The organism is Pseudoalteromonas sp. SWYJ118, from assembly GCF_015864505.1.
Lineage (GTDB): Bacteria > Pseudomonadota > Gammaproteobacteria > Enterobacterales > Alteromonadaceae > Pseudoalteromonas > Pseudoalteromonas arctica.
Window position 1 is genome coordinate 1 of sequence record NZ_JADYXC010000036.1, and the last position, 19545, is coordinate 19545.

The following is a 19545-nucleotide window of genomic DNA, read 5'->3' on the forward strand; positions in this document are numbered from 1 at the left end:
CTAGAAGCTTACGGAACATTTCAACACCAGTACAAGTAGAACGAGTTGTATCATTGATACCAACAATTTCTACTTCGTCATTGATGCGGATGATACCAGCTTCAACACGACCAGTTACAACTGTACCACGACCTTGGATTGAGAAAACGTCTTCGATAGGCATGATGAATGGCTTATCGATGTCACGCTCTGGCTCTGGGATGTAAGTGTCAAGTGCGTTTGCAAGCTCAACAATCTTATCTTCCCACTCTTTCTCGCCTTCTAACGCTTTAAGCGCAGAACCCGCGATTAGAGGTAAGTCATCACCTGGGAAATCGTATTCTGAAAGAAGTTCACGAACTTCCATTTCTACTAGTTCAAGTAGCTCTTCGTCATCTACCATGTCACATTTGTTCATGAACACGATGATGTAAGGAACGCCAACTTGACGAGAAAGAAGGATGTGCTCACGCGTTTGTGGCATAGGGCCATCAGTCGCAGCAACTACTAAGATCGCGCCGTCCATTTGAGCAGCACCAGTGATCATGTTTTTAACATAATCGGCGTGACCAGGACAATCTACGTGTGCGTAGTGACGTGAAGGAGTATCGTATTCAACGTGAGACGTTGAAATAGTGATACCACGTTCGCGCTCTTCTGGAGCGTTGTCGATTGATGCGAAATCTTTAGCAACACCGCCGTATACTTTTGCAAGTACGTTAGTGATTGCTGCAGTTAGTGTAGTTTTACCGTGGTCAACGTGGCCAATTGTACCAACGTTTACGTGCGGTTTTACGCGTTCAAACTTTTCTTTTGCCATGACGGAACCTATCAGTTTTGTGTATCTAAATTACATATGAAAATAATCCACCATAGGTAGATTAAGTTAATTTTTTCAAATAGTATTTTCTGACAGATAAAGGAAGTAATCAAGGAGATTCTTAGGACTGGTGCTGATAGGCAGAGTCGAACTGCCGACCTCACCCTTACCAAGGGTGCGCTCTACCAACTGAGCTATATCAGCAACACAAGAACTGGAGCGGGCAGCGGGAATCGAACCCGCATCATCAGCTTGGAAGGCTGAGGTAATAGCCATTATACGATGCCCGCATAAAAATCTGTTCTTAAACTACCTCTAACCGTCAAGAATAAAGTGGTGGAGGGAGCTGGATTCGAACCAGCGAAGGCTGAGCCGTCAGATTTACAGTCTGATCCCTTTGGCCGCTCGGGAACCCCTCCACGATAATTCTCTACTAATTCACTTCCGGTAAAAGGAAAGTGGTGCCGACTAACCGAGTCGAACGGTTGACCTACTGATTACAAGTCAGTTGCTCTACCAGCTGAGCTAAGTCGGCACTGCTTTAGTACGGGGCGAGATATTAGAGTAAGGTTTATTGGGATGCAACAATAAAATTAAAAAAAGTGTAAATTTTTAGTTTAAATGCTCAATATTCACGCGAAAACACGTTTTTTTCACTTTTTTATACTATTTTGCTTAGTTCGCGCCAATAATTTAGTCCCTTCATTACAAGCAATGAATCAAAAATACTTCCTGCAAATTGCTGCTGTAATAGTGAGCCATAGCCACCAGCAAAAATAATTTGTGTTGCTTGTTCTGTTTTTTGAGCCGTTAAATGCAGCTTAGCTTGCTCAATTGCCCCGATGGTTGCCACTAATGCACCATTTTTTAAACCATTTGGCGTGTTTTTACCCAATTCATTAGTAAATGGTGTTTTACCGTCATCAAAAACACGTTGGGTGTTTTGCGTAAGCGACGAGGTCATTAAATCAAGCCCGGGTAAAATCCAGCCACCTAAATGTAGCCCTTCACTATTGAGCACATCAATTGTGGTGGCGGTGCCTGCATCAACAACAATACATGCTTTATGTGGGTATAACTTAAAGCCTGCAATAAGCGCCAACCACCTATCTATACCTAAGTTACCCACATGCTCGTATGCGCAGATTAATCCTCCAAGCGTTTTGGTTACCTTAGCTTCAAAGCAAATGATATTATTGCTAGCCGCTTGCGCGAAAATATCGCTCAGTAAATCACTGCGCCCTACGCATGCATAAATCACTTCGGTTATTTGCACCCAAGGTAGGTTATTTATATCTGCTGGTTGTGCTTGCTCGTTATGCCACAGCACAGCTTTTAGTGATGTATTTCCTACATCGATCAGTAATCTCATACTTGCGCCTTTCGAAGAGAGACTTCCCCGCCGTAATAACTTTTTACTTCACCGTCTTGGCGAATTCGTATTCCACCTTGTGGGTCAATGCCTTCACATATTCCACGCCAGCTTCTGTGCCCAGTATTTAGCTCAACGTAATCGCCAGCAAACGCATTGAGTGAATTCCATTGCTCATACATATTTTGCAAACCAGTTTGACTATACTGCACTAAACGCTGCTCTAAATGATAAGTAAGTGACGCCACCAGCTGGTTTTTATCAAGCTTTTGAGTATGTTGATTTAAGTCGGTCCACGCTTGGTCTATATGTTGGCTAAAACTCTCAGGCATTTGTAAATTAATACCTATACCAATCACTAACTGACAAGGTCCTTGCGGCTGTCCGTCGAGTTCAACCAATACACCTGCAAGTTTTTGTTTATTTATATAAATATCGTTAGGCCATTTAAGCTCTACGTCAATTTGGTATAACGCTTTAATTGCATCATAAACAGCAAGGCCTACCGCAATTGATACACCCATTGCAGCTTGAAGCCCGTCATCTAAACGCCAAAAGTAACTGTAATACAAATTAGCGCCAAATGGGGATTGCCAAACACGGCCGCGTCGGCCGCGCCCTGCTTGCTGCATTTCAGCAACAATAACAGTGCCAGACTCAACCGCTGTTTTAGCCTGTATACGGCGCATAAGCTCGCTGTTGGTCGAATCAATAATAGGGTGCACTTCTACATCGGCAGTATTAGCACCTAGCGCTTTGTAGTGCTGATCAATTTGCGTTTTATTTAAAAGGCCCACTTGGTTATTTAAGCAATAGCCTTTGCCGGTTACTTTAAAAATATCCAAGCCCATTTCTTGTAACGTTTTAATATGTTTACTAACCGCAGCTCGACTAATTCCAAGCTCTTCACCTAAAGCTTGCCCAGATACAAAGCCACCTTGGTTGAGTGCATTTAAAATAGCGAGTTTGTTTCCATCAGGTGCTTTCATTATATTGGCTCCACACTAATATGACATTCGCTAGTTTGATTAATTAAACGTACTTCGTGCTCAAGCATAATGTTGTAGCGCGTATAAACAACTTGCTGAATATGTTTAATCATTTTTATTAGGTCACTACCTTCACTATTTCCGTGATTAACAAGCACTAGCGCTTGTTGTTCATGCACTTCTACACCTGCCTCGCGGTATCCTTTTAAACCACTTCGATCGATTAACCAACCAGCCGCTACCTTGTGATGGCTGTCCCCATATTCGTAATGGGGTAAATCTGCAAATTGTTTTAATAGCTCAGCTAACTGGGGGTTAGTTATTATTGGGTTTTTAAAAAAACTGCCCGCATTTGGCAATGTATATGGGTTTGGTAATTTACTATTACGCGTTTTTATAACCTGCTCAAACACTGCTTGCGGTGTAATAACATCTAGCTGCTGCAAAGGGCCATAACTTAAAACTGGTTGCCACTTTTTTGGAAGCGCTAAATGCACTTGCGTGATCACCGCTTTATTTTTAAGGTCATGTTTAAATATTGAGTCTCTGTAGGCAAATTCACATTGCGTATTATTTAGCGAGTGCATAGTTTTAGTGGTTATATCAAAGTATTCTACCGACTCTATAAATTTAGCTATCTCAACGCCATAAGCACCAATATTTTGCACCGGCGATGCGCCAACCGTACCCGGTATAAGAGCTAGATTTTCAAGCCCGGGTATATTTTTCTCTAATAAATAACTGACTAGTTGATGCCAGTTTTCGCCTGCAGCAATACTTATTAGTGTGTCGCTCTCACGCTCGGTGATTTTAATACCTTTTAAGGCTATTTTTATAACCGTACCCATGTAGTCATTTAAAAATACGGTATTACTGCCCTCGCCTAGCAAACAAAACGGTGCACTAAAACTTTGCGTTTTAAGTTGCTCAAGCTGAGTAATTTCAACAAAATTTTGGCATTGGCTGTTTAATGCGAATGTATGTAAGGAGTGTAATGAATGCGCCACAAAGCTCTCTAAAAATACCGGTAACTAATCGCAATAGTTTACCTCATCGTCGCAAATGTGGCACTAGATTGTAAAAATCACTCAACCCACCGTGCCAATCGTGATATAAAACCATCACTTTTTTATTTGTGTTCAGAGTAATGATGAAAATTAAACCTCTTTTTTTAAGCCTCGCTATGGCGGGTATGTGTTCGCAAGCAATGGCTAATGCGATTGACCAAAACTCGTATGCTAACCTTGATGATGTTGTTACTACTCACTTAAACCTTGATTTAGATGTCGACTTTGCCGACAAGCAGTTAGAAGGTTTTGTTGAGCATACTCTTCAGTGGAACAACAGCAAAAGCAGAACGCTTGTACTTGATACCCGCGACTTAGACATTGATAAAGTAATGTACAAAGATCAAAGCGGTAACTGGAAAAAAGCAACTTTTGATTTAGCTAAGCGTGATGACGTTAAAGGTTCAAAGCTTACTATTAAGTTTAAAAACCAAGCTGAAGTAGTGCGTATTTACTATAACAGCCGCCCAGAGGCATCAGGCCTGCAATGGTTAACACCAGAGCAAACGGCAAGTAAAACGCATCCATTTATGTACAGCCAATCGCAAGCAATTCATGCACGTAGTTGGATCCCAGTGCAAGATACACCTGCAATGCGTGTAACTTACTCTGCACGAATTCATACACCAAAAGATATACGCGCTGTAATGAGTGCCGATAACAAAGATGCGCTTTATAAAGATGGCGACTACATTTTTGATATGCCGCAAGCAATTTCACCTTACCTAATTGCTATTGGCGCAGGTAACTTAGAATTTAAAGCAATGTCGCACCAAACGGGCATATTTGCTGAGCCGACAATTTTAGATGCCTCAGTTGCTGAATTTGACGACACCCAAGCCATGATCGACAAAACAAACGCCATGTACGGCGAATATGCATGGGGTCGCTACGACTTATTAATGCTACCGCCAAGTTTTCCGTTTGGTGGCATGGAAAACCCACGCTTATCATTTATAACTCCAACGGTTGTTGCCGGTGATAAAAGCTTAGTTAACCTTATTGCCCATGAGCTTGCTCATTCTTGGTCAGGTAACTTAGTAACTAACGCAACGTGGGAAGATTTATGGTTAAACGAAGGTTTTACCTCGTACGTTGAAAACCGCATTATGGAAGAAGTATTTGGCCGTGACCGTGCGGTTATGGAACAAGCACTTGATTCTGCATCACTACGTGCGCAACTTAAAACAATTGACGCGCCAGACACTCGCCTTAATTTAAAACTTAACGGACGCGATCCAGACGATGCATTTAGCTCAGTGCCTTACACTAAAGGTCAACTATTCTTAATTTACTTAGAAAACAAATACGGTCGCGATAAATTTGACCCATTTGTGAAAGCGTACTTTAAAGAGTTTTCGTTTAAATCACTGACTACTGCACAATTTGTTACTTACTTAAAAGCTAACTTAATTGAAAAGTATCCTGGTGTTGTAAGCATGGATAAAGTAAACGAGTGGATTTTTGAACCTGGCTTACCAAGTGATGCACCAAACCCTACTTCTGATGCATTTGATAAAGTAGATACTGCAACAGCAGCATGGTTGAAAGGCGACACAACAGCAGCTCAACTACCAACGGCTGATTGGTCTGTACATGAGTGGCTACACTTTTTAAATAACTTACCACGCGATTTAAGCATAGAGAAAATGAGCGAGCTTGATAGTGAATTTAACCTAACGCAATCAACTAACGCTGAACGTGCGTTTGCTTGGTTTATGCTAGCAGTAGGTAATGGTTATCAACCAATTTATCCTGCGCTTAATAAGCACTTATCAGGTATTGGCCGTCGTAAGTTAATTGTGCCGTTATATAAATCACTTATCACTAACGGTAAAAAAGACTGGGCACAAAGCGTGTACTTAAAAGCACGCCCTGGGTATCACCCTCTTGCGCAAGGTACTATTGACGCATTATTTGAATAAATAGCGTTAACTAGAAACTAAAAAGGGCCAAATTTGGCCCTTTTGTTTTTCTGTTATTTTACTTTGTTACTTTTTCTAAAAAAGCTTTACGCTCTGCAGTTGTGGCTTGTTGCCACCAAAAATCAAGCATTTGCGGCGCACTTGGCATTCCTTTACCTGTAATTGGTGCTATCGGCTTTATCGGCTGACTAGGACGTGAAGGTCCTGCAGGCAATGTATTTTGCATTACCGGTTTATTGCTTGCTAGTTGCGTGTTAGAAATAACACTTAAAGGCTTAGCAACAGCGCTACTTTTTGCTTTTAAACTAACTTGTGGTGCTTCTGCAAATACTTTTGCAGATACTGCATTTTCAGCACGATTAAACACTAAGGTATAATCTTTACCTGCTTCAACAGTTACACTTACCCAAAATGGTTCCGACTCCACAACTTCGTGCGTGTCATAATCATCTTCATATAAATCGGTGTACTTTAGCCTAAGCTGATAAGTTCCGGGAGCAAGCTCTACATCATCAATACGACTAAACAAAGAGCTTTCTAGCATTTTATCGCCCACTTGCAGTGGTACAAATTCTTCTGGAAAGTGAATATTCTCAGCATTAGCCGAAAAACTAAGTAGTAATGCAACTGCACTACTTATTAAAATTGGTTTAAGCATATTAACTCCTTTATTTGATTTCAGTTTGACACTGCTTTGAAAGTTTGTCATTAGTGAGCTTAAAATTCACAACACTTAATTAGGAACACACTATGAGCCAAGAAACTATTTTTACCAAAATCATTAATCGTGAAATCCCGGCAGATATTATTTACGAAGATGAAAACACTCTCGCATTTAAAGATATAAACCCACAAGCGCCATTTCATGTGTTAATTATCCCAAAAAAAGCAATTGCTACTATAAATGATATAAATCCTGAAAACTCACATTTAGTAGGCAACTTATACGTAGTTGCAGCTAAATTAGCTAAGCAACATAATTTTGCTGAGGACGGATACCGCGTAGTTATGAACTGTAACGAACATGGTGGGCAAACTGTTTATCACATACATTTACACATGCTTGGCGGTAAAGAAATGGGCTGGCCACCTTATCAAAATGTAAAAAAAGTAAAATAATTAAAAGTTTTTATTAAATTGTTCCACTCAATTAATTAGTTACAAATGTTATGATTTTTCATAGTTATAAAGAATAAATAGTTACTTATTTGCAACATTTTGTGTTTAAATAATCGTAATATCGTATTTGTTATTGAGTACATCAGCGATTTTCTAATACAAAAGGTGTGGAAGTCGTGGTAAACTTAGTCAGTCAGCTTTATAAAAGAGTATAAAAAACATGAGCAGTTCAGCCTTTTTGTTATTAGATCAAGAGCCAATTAACACTATTGGTATTAACGTTTTAGAACCTTTGTTAAAAACGCAAGGCCTTGACGTAACCACAGGTACTAATATTTTAGACATACCTGAAGGGACTCGACTTTTGTTTATTGAAACATCAAGCAAGGATGCATGGGGAAAACTAAAAGAACAACTAGTAAACCTACGTATTAAATGCGATATCATATTATTTAATTTAGACGAAAACCCTGAGCTTGCTAATCGTGCATTGTTAAGCGGTATTCGTGGCGTATTTTACACAACAGATAACGCCGATGTATTAATGAAAGGTATTCGCTTACTACTTGAAGATCAACTTTGGTACCGTCGCGATATTATGTGTAATGCATTAAATCGTATGCTGCAATTTAATAAAGATGCGCTGCATAAACTAACCGAAGGTGATATTGAGCCTGTTAAACTTACTAAGCGAGAAAAAGCAATAATCTCACTAATGAGTAAAGGTTCCAAAAATAAAGAGATCGCAGAAGATTTAAGTATTAGTCCACATACTGTTAAAACACATTTATACAGCGCATTTAGAAAAACCAAATGTCGTAACCGTATTGAACTTCTATCGTGGGCACAACAAAATATCCCTGATGAAATTCGTTAATCAAATATTTAGTTTAAATTTAAAAGCAGACACTTAGGTGTCTGTTTTTGTATGTGTTACACACTTATTTAATACCAATTTGCTTGCCTAAGTGATCTGTTTTGATAATTGGTATAAGTGTATACTTTTGATAATCTTAGTTTAATAGCTACTTTGCTGGAATATTAATGCTCGACTCCTTCACTCTTTATTTTGCCAGCATCGCCATCATGGTCGTAATGACCTTACTTAACTTTTTGACATGGCGAACAAACAAACAAATATCGGGCACGCTGCTATACATTTTTTATCCCATATTGCTATTAGGCTCTGTTATTGGCTTTACTCTTGTTGGTGATACACATAATTTAGTAATTATTAGCGCTGCCAGTAGCATGATGTTTGCCGCATCAATAGTGCACTGCCTTTCACTTAGTCAATTTTTAAATTATCGCGGTATTGGTTTTAAATTACTCTGCTCAGTGACCGCTTTTTGCACTGTAATGCTTGGCTATTACACCTTTTTTGACCCATCTTTACACGAAAGAGTGATTGCATCCGATATACAACACATAGCAGAAGCCGGTTTTTTACTGTTTATATTTATTAAGTGTGCACGCAAACCCTATCCTAATGGCAGTATTGTATACATAACCATTTTAACGCTTGTTGCTTTAAGCTTTATTGGCCGCTCGTTATTTATGGATAACATTGAACAAAAAAATCTTTTAGTAAACGGCTGGTTTAGCTCTTTGCTATTTTTAAATGGCGTGATTGCACCCATGTTTTATGCTGCAGGTATGGCGTTATTATGTAATGAGCGCAGAGAGCAGCACCTCAATAAATTAGCCGATAAAGCACAAAAAGATTTAGAAATACGCGGGCTCTTTTTATCAACTATAAGCCACGAAATTCGCACGCCGCTAAACGGTATTTTAGGCAGCGCCCAACTTGTTATGAACCAAACAAGTGATACCCGCAATAAAGCCTATTGCGAAGCGATTATAAATTCTGCCGAATCACTTAACTTATTGGTAGATAAGGTCCTTGATTACGCGAGCCTAGATCAAAGTGACGAAGCGCTTTACGAAGAAGATGTAGAGTTTAAAACATGGCTTAATAATTTATGTTTATTACTAAGCCCTCTCGCCGAGCAAAAGCAACTCAAGTTTGAACTAATATGTAATATTCCTGAGCAAGCCTGTTATTACTGCGACCAGCAAAAACTTAGGCAAATAATTATTAATTTAGTGGGTAATGCCATTAAGTTTACAGACCACGGAACCGTTAAAATTCAGGTTGATTTAGTATTAGAAAAACAACTTGAGCACACTATAAAAATTAGTGTCAAAGATTCAGGGCCAGGTATAGAAAATGATGAGATAGCCTACTTAACAGAACCTTATGTACAAAGTAGTGCAGGAAAAGAGAAAGGCGGAACCGGCCTTGGTTTAGCTATTACCAGTCGCCTGCTTGAAAAGCTCAGTAGCCGACTCGAAATAGCCAGCCAGCTTGGTACTGGTAGTGTATTTAGCTTTACCGTTACTTTTACTTTAGGTGAATTAAGCCTTGTAGAGCAGCGCCATCAAACTAAAGATTACTTAACAGGTCTTAATGTACTACTGGTTGAAGATTTAGATTTAAATCAAAAAATTGCTATAGAATTTATGGCCGACGATGAACACAAAATTAAGCTCGCAAAAGATGGGAAAAGCGCCATAGAGCTCATGCAAGCTCACCACTTCGATGTTGTTTTGCTTGATATGAATCTACCTGATTTAACAGGCCAAGAAGTACTTAAACGTCTAAAACGCATTGATCATAAAAATCAACGAACTCCAGTACTCGCATTTACTGCAAGCCTTAGCCCAGACGAAGTAAAAGAGTATTTAGAATTAGGAATAAAAGACATTGTAGGCAAGCCTATTAAGCACGAAAAGCTTCGCCAAGCACTTAGCGACTCTCAATCTAATCAAACTGCGAGTATTGCAGTAGAGCTTATTGATACGTTGTATGACAAAACAGCGGCCGAAACACTCACCAGCTCGTTTAGTGAAGATGAAGTATCGTCGATTTATAATGAGTTTGTGCTTTCGGCGCGTAACAAGCTAATTCGCTGTCAAAAGCTTATTGATCAACAACCAGAGCAATGCATTAAGCTTTTACATCGCCAAGCAAGTACCGCTCTGCAACTTGGTTTTAATCGCTATGGTATTGAGCTGAAAAAAATAGAACGTCGTTTACTCGATAAAAAGCCACACAACGATATGCTTGATGAAGCGTTAGATCTGTGGCAACGCAGCTTAGAGCAATATTTAAAGTTTGTGCGTGGGCAGTTAGAGTAATAGTGAATTAGCTTTAAAAATAGCTAATTATTAGCCTCTTCCATATTTATCATCAAATCGCTCTATATCGCTTTCATCAAGTACAGCACCGGTTTGCACTTCAATGACAATTAACGGCTCTTTTTGATTATTAGCCAAGCTATGAATTTGTTTTGCGGCGATATAACACGATTGGTCGTGCGTTAGCGTATGCGCTTGCTCATTAATACACACATCTGCAATACCCGAAACCACAACCCAATGTTCAGCACGATGCTGATGGCGCTGCGTCGAAAGCTTAGCACCGCTATTAACAGTAATTTTTTTAACTTTAAAGCCAGTGCCTTCAACCAAAGTACGGTAATTCCCCCATGGGCGAAAAACCACTTGATGATGGTTAAGTTTATCGGCCTGTGTTGTAGCAATTTGCTTAAGCAACAAAGGCAAAGAATCTAGCTCATTTTGGTTTGCAATTAACGTGGCATCATGAGTATGAATAATTGCTAAATTGCTTACTCCAAGCGTGGCAATAGTGTGTTCAGTCTCGTTAATAACTAAGTTATTAGTGCTTTTTTGAGCCATATAATTAGCATTTAAGCTATTACCGTTTTCATCTTTTTTTGTAAGCGCATCAAGGGATGAAAAACTACCTACATCACTCCATTTTAAATCAACAGGCATAACAACTACGTTATTACTGCGCTCTAAAATAGCGTAATCAATTGAATCGCTTGGGCAGTGCTCAAGCGCACTACTGCTTGGGCGGGTAAACCCTAAATCTTTAGTAAATTGTGTTGCTGCAGCGACACTCGTTGCTATTTTTGGCGCAAACCGCTCGAGCTCTTTTAAATAGGTCGCTGGGGTAAATAAAAACATGCCGCTATTCCAGCTATAACCACCTTGAGCTAAATAACGGTTCGCTGTATCTAAGTCAGGCTTTTCTTTAAATTGAGCAACATCGTAACAACCCGTTCCAGCAATAGCCGCGCCTTGTTTTATATAGCCATAACCAGTATGCGGTTCTGTAGGCGTAATAGAAAATGTAACTAGCTTTCCTTGCGCAGCAAGTTTTACAGCTTCAGGGAGCTTAGCTGTTAATACATCAAAGTTTTTAATATGATGATCGGCAGGCATCACTAATAGCGGACCGGTAATCCCATTTTGCAGTGCATAGTGGGCGGCTAATGCGATGGCAGGAGCGGTATTTTTACCTTTGGGTTCGAGTAATAATGCAGTAGGAATTGAGCTTGCAGCTTGCTCGGCGGCAATAAATCGGTGCTGCTCATTACACACTAAAATAGCATTATCAAACAACTCATTAGAAACACGCGCCAATGTACTTTGCAGTAATGACGTGTTTTCATTTAGTAGTGGTAAAAATTGTTTAGGCATTGCTTGGCGAGAAAGCGGCCACAAGCGAGAGCCTATGCCACCAGCTAAAATTACAGGAGTGATTAAAGTGTTCATAATGTATATTAGCCGCCAACAAAAATATCTGCGACTATTTTAACACTTTATTGGCTCTGCGCTAAATTAACGTGTCTATATTAATGTAAAAGGGTCTGCATCTAAATAGGCAGGAAACGCTGCTTTAAACTCATCCAGTGGTGCTTTTTCAAGTGTGATAGTAACTAGTTGCTCTGCGTCATCTTGCGCTTTAGTTAACGCATCGCCTTTGAAGTCGTATACTGCGGTACCGCCATTGTGCGCCACACCATTACCGTCGTCACCCACACGATTAACGCCTACTACGTAACACAGGTTTTCCATTGCACGCGCCATAAGTAACGTATCCCAAATATGGCGGCGCACAGCAGGCCAGTTTGCTACGTTTATCATTACATCGTAGTCGTTATTATTACGTTGAAATACCGGAAAGCGCAGGTCGTAACATACCTGCGGTAATAGTTTAAAACCATTGATTTCAAAAACTTTGCGTGCTTGCCCTGCTACAACGTAGTCGCCCTCACTGCCTAAGCGAAATAAATGGCGCTTATCGTAATAACTCACCTCTCCATCGGGTTTTACCCAATAAAACCGATTTGCTTTTTTATCGCCTTGTGCAACAAGTACCGAACCCGCAATAAACGCATTATGTTTATGAGCCTGCGCCTTTAACCACGTCAGTACTTTACCGTTTTCGGGCTCTGCACAATCTAAATTAATAGCAAAGCCAGTCGAGAATGTTTCGGGCAATAAAATAAGATCGGGCTGATGCGTAATTGACTCAAGCTGCTTATTAAACATGGCTAAATTAGCATCTTTATCAAGCCAATAAAGCGAGCTTTGCAATGCTGTAATGGTTAAAGTTGACATAATATTTGCGCAGCCTCTATGAGAGTGTTGTCGTTTTTAGCAAAGCATAAACGAATGACTTTGTCGGTTGGTGGATTTTGATAAAAAACACTTAACGGAATAGCCGCAACACCGGCTTGCTCAACTAACCAGTGGCAAAAATCAACATCGTTTAAATCCGATACATCGCTGTAATCTAACAATAAAAAGTAAGTGCCCTGGCTAGGTAAAATTTTAAAACGGCTGTTACTTAAATGACTCGCTAATAAGTCTCGTTTTTGCTGATAAAACCCACTTAGCTCATCTATATGCTCGCCTTGCTGCTCGAGCATATCGGCAAGCGCATGCTGTGCGGGGGTAAAACTTGAAAACGTAACGTACTGATGAATTTTTCTAAATTCGACAGCTAAATCTGCAGGTGCAATACAGTAACCCATTTTCCAGCCCGTGCTGTGAAACGTTTTACCAAAACTCGATACAACAAAGCTTTTGGCAAATAATTCATCATCGCGTAATACGCTTAAATGCGGTTGTTCATCAAACGTAATGTGCTCATATACCTCATCGCTTATTACATACAAATTGTGAGTACCAACTAACTCTTTAAGCGCTTTTATATCTTGTGGCTGTAATATTTTACCGCTTGGGTTATGAGGCGTATTAATAATAATTGCACGGGTATTTTTAGTAATTGCTTGGCTTACTACTTGCCAATCAATAGTGTAATTTGGCGCACTTAAAGCAATGTGTACTGACTTTCCACCAGCGAGTTCAATTGCCGGTTGGTAAGAGTCATATGCAGGGTCAAATACAATCACTTCATCACTTGGGCGCACAATTGTTTGAATAGCCACAAACAATGCCTCTGTTGCACCTGAGGTAACAGTAACTTGATCAGCTGCGTTGATATCAGCTGCATATTTGCGCTTTGCTAAATCAGCAATTTGTTGCTGTAATCGTGGTACACCACTTGAAGGTGAATATTGATTAACGCCCTGCTGCACATAATAATTTAACTGCGTTTTTAAAAGATCAGGAGCATCAAACTCAGGAAAGCCTTGAGAGAGATTAATTGCCGAAAACTCATTAGCCAACCCGCTCATTTGGCTAAATATACTAACGCCTAAATTTGGTAATTTACTTTCAAACACGTGATGCCCTTAATGATGGTTTTGCGCTTAAAGCGATGCTATCATTGCTTAAAACAGAAGTATAGCCGTCTAAAAACAATTAACTTTACGCTCATTAGTGAGGAATGTATGCAAAACAATACCGCTATTTCACAACTTATTGAAGCCGGAAAATGGGTTAGCCAAAAAGGCTGGGTACCCGCAACAGGTGGAAACTTTTCAGCTCGTACTAGCACTGGCTTTGTTGTTACAGCAAGTGGGCACGATAAAGGCTCACTGACGCAAGAGCATTTTTTGCAATTAGATCACCAAGGCGAGCGCCTAGCAGGAGCTGTAAAGCCATCGGCAGAAACACAATTACACCTAAGTTTGTATCAGCTTATACCTGATGCACAGTGTGTTTTGCATACTCACTCTGTAGCCGCCACCGTACTGTCGCAAATTACCCAAAGGCATCAGCTTGATTTAACAGGCTATGAAATGCAAAAAGCACTGAGCGGCTTTACTTCGCATTTAGAAACGCTGAGCATTCCTATTTTCGATAACGATCAAGATATTGACCGATTAAGCCTGCTGGTCAGTGACCATCATTTACATACACCAATAGAGCATGGCGTACTTATACGTGGTCATGGCTTATATGCTGTAGGGCGCAATATTGATGAAGTTCGCCGCCACCTAGAAGCCTTAGAGTTTTTATTTAGTTGCGAACTAGAGCGCCTAAAAATAATAGGTATTCAAGCGGGAGTAACTAAATGATTAAAGCCATTTTAACCGACATCGAAGGTACAATAACCCGCATCTCGTTTGTTAAAGAGGTGCTGTTTCCTTACGCGGCAAAGCAATTACCTACCTTTGTACGTGCCAATGCTAATAAGCCAGATGTAGCTGAGCAAATTAGTGCCGTAAAAGCCCTTATCGAAAAGCCAAACGCCAATATAGAAGAAGTCATTACCACCTTACTTACCTGGATTGATGAAGATAAAAAAATCACTCCACTTAAGCAGTTACAAGGCTTAATCTGGCAAACAGGGTATGAACACGGTGATTTTAAAGGTCATTTATACCCAGATGCATTTGATTTTTTACAAGCTCAACACAACAACGATATTACTTTGTATGTGTACTCGTCAGGGTCGGTAAAAGCGCAGCAGCTACTTTTTAAATACAGTGATTATGGCGACATTCGCAGCTTGTTTACTGACTTTTTTGACACCAAAGTTGGCGCAAAACAAGAGCAAACAGCCTATAACACTATTGTTGATCTGTTACCGTTTAAAGCAGCAGAAATACTCTTTTTAAGTGATGTAGCCGGCGAGCTTGATGCCGCGCAAGCTGCGGGCATAAAAACATTACATTTAATTCGTGATGGGCAAGCAAACACCAAAACACATCCTTATATTAATGACTTTAGCCAATTTAAATTGGAGCAATTAGTATGAGCCAATTAACAGTGTATGCCGACAACAATGCAAACAAAGCACTTGTAAGCACATCAAATGCTGATGATATTGCAAAGCAACTAGCTAAAGTAAACGTACGTTTTGAACAGTGGCAAGCAAATGCAGATATTAATGAGCACACCACCCATGAGCAAATTATTAGTGCGTACAAAAACGATATAGATCGGTTAAAAACTGAAAATGGCTATCAAACAGTAGACGTTATATCTCTAGCTAAAGGTAATCCTGCCTCATCAGAGCTGCGCAAAAAGTTTTTATTTGAACATACTCATAGTGAAGACGAAGTACGTTTTTTTGTAAAAGGCCAAGGGCTATTTTGCCTACATTTAGACAATAAGGTTTATCAGGTACTTTGCCAACAAGGCGATTTAATTTCAGTGCCTGAACTTACCCCGCATTGGTTTGATATGGGAAGCGCTCCTGAGTTTACTGCCATTCGCTTATTTAACAATACAGAGGGCTGGGTAGCAAAAAGTACTGACTCGTCTATTGCAGAGCAATTTCCCTTACTCGATTAATAAAGCTCAGTGCACGCATGCCTAAACTATATTTTCTATAAGCGTATTTATGCAATTTGCAGGATGACTTCAATCACTTAACTCTGTAATATTATTTTAGCAATGCAGCTGATAAAGAGTAACTTTCCAATGGTGAACGAACAATATCAAAAGTCTAAACAACAACTAGCCTACTCACGTAAGCAAGTTGAAAAGGCTGGTCGTATTTTTCGTAAAAATGAAGGTGATTTTGACTTTGCAATAGAGGTTGTACAAAACTATCGTGCAGCACATTTATATCCGCTGACTATTATTAAAAACCTCGTATGGAAACATGTAAAAAAGCTTCATTTGCTAGAATCGGCGACTATAGTTAGACGCTTAAAGCGCTTGCCAACTATTATAGATAAGTTACAAAGAGCCTCGTTGGATGGTAAAAGTGAAAACGCAATAAATCTGAAGCGAATGCACGACATAGGTGGCTGCCGAGTAATCTTAGATAATCTAGAGCATCTATATCAACTCAACGCAAGTTTAGATTCGAGTAGAGCAGTTCATAGCGTTAAATCATATGATTATATTGAAAACCCAAAAGCGACAGGCTATAGAGGTATTCATCGTGTTTATAAAAGTTATAACAATTTAAAATCTCACGATTATAAAGGCTTTCAAATTGAAGTACAGTTACGCACTAGGCTTCAGCACCTTTGGGCTACTACTGTTGAAATTGTAGATATTATTGAAAAAGAAACACTAAAAACCAATCCCCAAGCAGCCGACACAGATTGGAAGCGATTATTTTTTATCATGGGTGAGTTTCTTGCAGTCAAAGATGGTTCAAATCAATTAAGTTCACAACAATCGCAGACCTTTGTTGATGAGCTTTCGGCACTAAATAAAAAGCTAGCCGCATTTCATAAGCTTGATGCATTTAATCGCGCATTCCAAGTTGACGAAATTAAAAATAAATCGAAAGATACAGGCTTTGCTTTACTCGTTCACAACACAGAAACACAAATGGGTCGAGTCTTTTTATATGCAGAAAATAAAAAGCAAGAAGCTCTAACGCATTACGCTGAACAAGAAAAACAAACTCACAATAACGTGCTTCTAGTTGCAGGGAGCGACTTGAAATCAATAGAAAAAGCCTACCCCAACTACCTAAATAGTACCTCTGAGTTTCTTTCAGAATTCAGTCGCATATTATTGAGTTAGCTCTTTAAGTTTACCCATTAATACTTGTTGCTGGTTATACACACCCGTATCTAACACCCACCCTGTGACCAGTTTTGCCGGCGTTATATCAAATGCAGGGTTATACACATTAGCATTAGTGGGCGCCCATAAAGCCTCACCAAAGCTACCGCTAACTCCGCGCACTTCTTGAGGATTACGTTGCTCTATTTCTATATCATTACCACACGCGGTGTTGGTATCAAGCGTGGTAATAGGCGCAACTACATAAAATGGAATGTTATGGAAATACGCAAGTACGGCTAAATTATAGGTGCCCACTTTATTGGCAAAATCACCATTGGCAGCAATACGATCAGCCCCTACCACTATTTTATCCACCTTACCTGCAGCCATTAAACTCGCCGCCATATTATCGCAAATTAGAGTGTAAGGTATTTTCCAGCGCTCAAGCTCAAAGGCAGTTAAGCGACCGCCTTGTAATAATGGTCGTGTTTCATCAACCCACACATGTACGTTGCCATATTTTTGCTGCGCTTTGTAAATAACACCTAGTGCAGTACCAATACCAGCGGTTGCAAGCGCCCCTGTATTACAATGGGTTAATATGTTGTCGCCACTATTTATAAGTTCGGCGCCACGGCTTGCCATTCGCTCACACAGCTCAATATCTTCAATAAACAACCGCTCAGCTGTGGTAACAATACCGGCAACATAACCGCTTTGCGTTAAAGCTTTACGCAATGCAGCCATACAATGCATTAAATTAACCGCCGTTGGGCGAGTGGCTTCTAGCTCATTGATTGCTTTTTCAAGCTCACCTTTAACTACCCCTTGCTCAGCTAAATACGCCACTAACAAGCTCGCGCTTAAACCAATAAGTGGAGCTCCACGTACTTTTAAACTAATGATCAGCTCTTTCATGGTTTCTACATCATGGCATTGATGCCATACCTGCTGGTGAGGTAGTAAATATTGGTCGAGCACACTAAGCGACCCGTTTTCATATTTTAAACTGCTTGCGATTAAATTTTGCATAATGCTTAAGGTATTAAAAATGCGTAACGTTATTTTACACCACTTTGAATAACTCTCAAGTTGGACTTGTAGACATCTAAACATTTAAAGGTATAGAATGCTTAAAAGCTGATTTTTGAGATTTAAACCATGACTAACTATGTTGCTTTTAATGCACAGCGCGCTATCGATTATGTATCGACATTAATTGAATCTAAACAATGTAATTTTTTTGCTCCCGGACAAGCCTTATCGGCATATGAGTTTGGTGATGGCAATCTTAATTTAGTATTTAGAATTACTGATGAGCAAAACAATAGTGTTATTTTAAAGCAAGCTCTGCCTTATGCGCGTTGCGTGGGTGAGTCGTGGCCATTAACGCTTGATAGAGCTCGTATAGAAGCACAAGTTTTGCTTAATCATGGCGCTATTTGCCCAACTTATACTGCTAGGGTTTTACATTATAGTGAAATGCAAGCACTGACTATTTTAGAAGATTTAGGTAATTTACAAATACTGCGAACTGCACAAAATAATGCTGAGCAATTTCCTAAATTAGCGCAGCACGTAGCGACCTACTTAAGCCATACTGGTTTTTATAATTCAGATTTTTATTTAACCGCACAAACTAAAAAAGCGCTCGTTAGCCAATTTACTAACCCTGAGCTTTGCCAAATCACTGAAGACTTATTTTTTAGCGATCCGTACATTGAGCACGAACGCAATAACTACCCAAAGCAACTACAAAGCGAAGTTGATGCAATACACAAGAACAGCGCATTAAAGTTAGAAATAGCAAAATTAAAAGCTAATTTTTTATCTAACCCGCAAACATTACTCCATGGTGATATGCATAGCGGCAGTATTTTTGTTGATTGTAATAATACAAAGATGATCGATCCTGAGTTTGGTTTTTTTGGTCCTACTGGGTTCGATATTGGCTCTTTTATTGGTAATTTACTTTTAAATTACTGCGCACAATACGGGCATATTGAAGATTTTTTGACTCGTCGTAATTATCAAACCCACTTATTAAGCACCCTTGTTGAATGCTATACCTTATTTGAACAACATTGGCTTACGCTTATAAATGAGCACACTACTGAAGTTGCGCTAAAGGTTACAGGCTACAGTGAATACTTTATAAAAGGGGTATTACAAGACGCCATTGGTTACTGTGGTGCTGAGTTAATTAGGCGCACCATAGGGCTCGCACATGTAACCGATATAGATAGTATTGGTGATGATAAGGCGCGTCTTATAGTGCAAAAACAAACATTAGCACTAGGCGAGCAACTTATTTTGAATGCCCACACGTGCAACAACAAAGAAGCATTTTTTAGTTTATTAATAAGCCAATTAAATTAAAAAACATTAAAAAAGGCGCTAATTAGCTGTCTCTTATACACAAATCCCTGCTAAGAAATTAGCGGGGATTTTTTTGAACTAAATCTCAATGTCATGATCAGATCTTCAAATCTTGTTTGAGGGCACATTA

The 19545-nt window shown here is 39.6% G+C and carries 18 protein-coding genes and 4 tRNA genes; 9 read left to right on the forward strand and 13 right to left on the reverse strand.

Annotated elements, in window-relative coordinates; translation table 11 throughout:
• The 8 genes from I6F48_RS20065 to murB form a co-directional block, all read right to left on the reverse strand.
• The coding region (locus tag I6F48_RS20065) for an elongation factor Tu (RefSeq protein WP_197119357.1) at window positions 1–799 on the reverse strand (799 nt) is incomplete at its 3' end.
• A 128-nt stretch (window positions 800–927) separates the two neighbouring features.
• Window positions 928–1003, reverse strand: a tRNA-Thr gene (locus I6F48_RS20070).
• 11 nt (window positions 1004–1014) lie between these two features.
• Window positions 1015–1089 (reverse strand) — tRNA-Gly (locus tag I6F48_RS20075).
• A 44-nt stretch (window positions 1090–1133) separates the two neighbouring features.
• Window positions 1134–1218: transfer RNA gene (locus I6F48_RS20080), tRNA-Tyr, on the reverse strand.
• Window positions 1219–1258: 40 nt separating this feature from the next.
• Window positions 1259–1334: transfer RNA gene (locus I6F48_RS20085), tRNA-Thr, on the reverse strand.
• 126 nt (window positions 1335–1460) lie between these two features.
• Window positions 1461–2171 (reverse strand): type III pantothenate kinase, encoded by a 711-nt coding sequence (locus I6F48_RS20090; RefSeq protein ID WP_165740114.1) that lies wholly within the window; start codon window positions 2169–2171, stop codon window positions 1461–1463.
• Window positions 2168–3160 (reverse strand): bifunctional biotin--[acetyl-CoA-carboxylase] ligase/biotin operon repressor BirA, encoded by a 993-nt coding sequence (birA, locus tag I6F48_RS20095; protein ID WP_165740112.1) that lies wholly within the window; start codon window positions 3158–3160, stop codon window positions 2168–2170. The genes I6F48_RS20090 and birA overlap by 4 nt, the downstream gene beginning before the upstream one ends.
• Window positions 3160–4167 carry a UDP-N-acetylmuramate dehydrogenase gene (gene murB / locus I6F48_RS20100; RefSeq protein ID WP_165740110.1) on the reverse strand — a complete coding sequence of 336 codons (1008 nt, stop codon included), beginning with the start codon at window positions 4165–4167 and terminating at the stop codon, window positions 3160–3162. Before murB ends, birA begins: the two co-directional genes overlap by 1 nt.
• 143 nt (window positions 4168–4310) lie before the next feature.
• Between murB and I6F48_RS20105 the strand changes: the two genes are divergently transcribed.
• Window positions 4311–6152: a M1 family metallopeptidase gene (locus I6F48_RS20105; protein WP_165740108.1), complete on the forward strand. Its 1842-nt coding sequence runs from the start codon at window positions 4311–4313 to the stop codon at window positions 6150–6152.
• Between the two features lie 58 nt (window positions 6153–6210).
• On the opposite strand, the gene I6F48_RS20110 is transcribed toward I6F48_RS20105, so the two are convergent.
• Entirely contained in the window at window positions 6211–6810 is a 600-nt protein-coding gene (locus I6F48_RS20110; protein WP_121955040.1) for a DUF2057 domain-containing protein, read from the reverse strand.
• A 92-nt stretch (window positions 6811–6902) separates the two neighbouring features.
• Between I6F48_RS20110 and I6F48_RS20115 the strand changes: the two genes are divergently transcribed.
• The 3 genes from I6F48_RS20115 (at window position 6903) to I6F48_RS20125 (ending at window position 10472) form a co-directional block, all read left to right on the forward strand.
• Entirely contained in the window at window positions 6903–7271 is a 369-nt protein-coding gene (locus I6F48_RS20115; RefSeq protein ID WP_007579887.1) for a histidine triad nucleotide-binding protein, read from the forward strand.
• 220 nt (window positions 7272–7491) lie between these two features.
• A complete protein-coding gene (locus I6F48_RS20120) occupies window positions 7492–8148 on the forward strand; it encodes a helix-turn-helix transcriptional regulator (protein WP_004334929.1) in 657 nt (218 codons plus the stop codon).
• 167 nt (window positions 8149–8315) lie between these two features.
• Window positions 8316–10472, forward strand: a complete 2157-nt coding sequence (locus tag I6F48_RS20125; RefSeq protein WP_165729508.1) for a response regulator — start codon at window positions 8316–8318, stop codon at window positions 10470–10472.
• Between the two features lie 30 nt (window positions 10473–10502).
• Here I6F48_RS20125 and I6F48_RS20130 read toward each other — a convergent pair whose 3' ends face one another.
• The 3 genes from I6F48_RS20130 to I6F48_RS20140 form a co-directional block, all read right to left on the reverse strand.
• A complete protein-coding gene (locus tag I6F48_RS20130; RefSeq protein ID WP_197120154.1) occupies window positions 10503–11918 on the reverse strand; it encodes a mannose-1-phosphate guanylyltransferase/mannose-6-phosphate isomerase in 1416 nt (471 codons plus the stop codon).
• A gap of 75 nt (window positions 11919–11993) precedes the next feature.
• Window positions 11994–12767: an amidohydrolase gene (locus tag I6F48_RS20135; protein ID WP_165740104.1), complete on the reverse strand. Its 774-nt coding sequence runs from the start codon at window positions 12765–12767 to the stop codon at window positions 11994–11996.
• On the reverse strand, window positions 12755–13897 hold the full coding sequence (locus I6F48_RS20140) for a methionine aminotransferase (RefSeq protein WP_197120155.1): 1143 nt from the start codon (window positions 13895–13897) through the stop codon (window positions 12755–12757). The genes I6F48_RS20135 and I6F48_RS20140 overlap by 13 nt, the downstream gene beginning before the upstream one ends.
• Window positions 13898–14005: 108 nt before the next feature.
• On the opposite strand from I6F48_RS20140, the gene I6F48_RS20145 reads away from it, so the two are divergent.
• From I6F48_RS20145 to I6F48_RS20160, 4 genes are all read left to right on the forward strand, one after another.
• Window positions 14006–14635: a methylthioribulose 1-phosphate dehydratase gene (locus I6F48_RS20145; protein WP_024589460.1), complete on the forward strand. Its 630-nt coding sequence runs from the start codon at window positions 14006–14008 to the stop codon at window positions 14633–14635.
• Entirely contained in the window at window positions 14632–15318 is a 687-nt protein-coding gene (gene mtnC, locus I6F48_RS20150; RefSeq protein WP_165740100.1) for an acireductone synthase, read from the forward strand. Before I6F48_RS20145 ends, mtnC begins: the two co-directional genes overlap by 4 nt.
• Entirely contained in the window at window positions 15315–15857 is a 543-nt protein-coding gene (locus I6F48_RS20155) for a 1,2-dihydroxy-3-keto-5-methylthiopentene dioxygenase (RefSeq protein WP_165740098.1), read from the forward strand. Before mtnC ends, I6F48_RS20155 begins: the two co-directional genes overlap by 4 nt.
• 129 nt (window positions 15858–15986) lie before the next feature.
• Window positions 15987–17051 (forward strand): RelA/SpoT domain-containing protein, encoded by a 1065-nt coding sequence (locus tag I6F48_RS20160; RefSeq protein WP_101217511.1) that lies wholly within the window; start codon window positions 15987–15989, stop codon window positions 17049–17051.
• Here I6F48_RS20160 and mtnA read toward each other — a convergent pair.
• Window positions 17040–18068 carry an S-methyl-5-thioribose-1-phosphate isomerase gene (gene mtnA, locus I6F48_RS20165; protein WP_165729515.1) on the reverse strand — a complete coding sequence of 343 codons (1029 nt, stop codon included), beginning with the start codon at window positions 18066–18068 and terminating at the stop codon, window positions 17040–17042. The genes I6F48_RS20160 and mtnA overlap by 12 nt on opposite strands.
• A 129-nt stretch (window positions 18069–18197) precedes the next feature.
• Between mtnA and mtnK the strand changes: the two genes are divergently transcribed.
• The gene (gene mtnK, locus I6F48_RS20170; RefSeq protein WP_197120156.1) at window positions 18198–19415 is read left to right on the forward strand and encodes an S-methyl-5-thioribose kinase; all 1218 of its coding nucleotides are present in this window, start codon (window positions 18198–18200) and stop codon (window positions 19413–19415) included.
• The last annotated feature ends 130 nt before the right edge of the window (window positions 19416–19545 follow it).

Bases quoted from the DNA above. Each gene is read 5' to 3' on its own strand.
- mtnC (WP_165740100.1), top strand. From the start codon at position 14,632: ATGATTAAAGCCATTTTAACCGACATCGAAGGTACAATAACCCGCATC.
- I6F48_RS20125 (WP_165729508.1), top strand. From the start codon at position 8,316: ATGCTCGACTCCTTCACTCTTTATTTTGCCAGCATCGCCATCATGGTC.
- I6F48_RS20145 (WP_024589460.1), top strand. From the start codon at position 14,006: ATGCAAAACAATACCGCTATTTCACAACTTATTGAAGCCGGAAAATGG.
- I6F48_RS20090 (WP_165740114.1), bottom strand. From the start codon at position 2,171: ATGAGATTACTGATCGATGTAGGAAATACATCACTAAAAGCTGTGCTG.
- I6F48_RS20160 (WP_101217511.1), top strand. From the start codon at position 15,987: ATGGTGAACGAACAATATCAAAAGTCTAAACAACAACTAGCCTACTCA.
- I6F48_RS20110 (WP_121955040.1), bottom strand. From the start codon at position 6,810: ATGCTTAAACCAATTTTAATAAGTAGTGCAGTTGCATTACTACTTAGT.
- birA (WP_165740112.1), bottom strand. From the start codon at position 3,160: ATGAAAGCACCTGATGGAAACAAACTCGCTATTTTAAATGCACTCAAC.
- mtnK (WP_197120156.1), top strand. From the start codon at position 18,198: ATGACTAACTATGTTGCTTTTAATGCACAGCGCGCTATCGATTATGTA.
- I6F48_RS20135 (WP_165740104.1), bottom strand. From the start codon at position 12,767: ATGTCAACTTTAACCATTACAGCATTGCAAAGCTCGCTTTATTGGCTT.
- I6F48_RS20155 (WP_165740098.1), top strand. From the start codon at position 15,315: ATGAGCCAATTAACAGTGTATGCCGACAACAATGCAAACAAAGCACTT.
- I6F48_RS20120 (WP_004334929.1), top strand. From the start codon at position 7,492: ATGAGCAGTTCAGCCTTTTTGTTATTAGATCAAGAGCCAATTAACACT.
- I6F48_RS20115 (WP_007579887.1), top strand. From the start codon at position 6,903: ATGAGCCAAGAAACTATTTTTACCAAAATCATTAATCGTGAAATCCCG.
- I6F48_RS20130 (WP_197120154.1), bottom strand. From the start codon at position 11,918: ATGAACACTTTAATCACTCCTGTAATTTTAGCTGGTGGCATAGGCTCT.
- I6F48_RS20105 (WP_165740108.1), top strand. From the start codon at position 4,311: ATGAAAATTAAACCTCTTTTTTTAAGCCTCGCTATGGCGGGTATGTGT.
- mtnA (WP_165729515.1), bottom strand. From the start codon at position 18,068: ATGCAAAATTTAATCGCAAGCAGTTTAAAATATGAAAACGGGTCGCTT.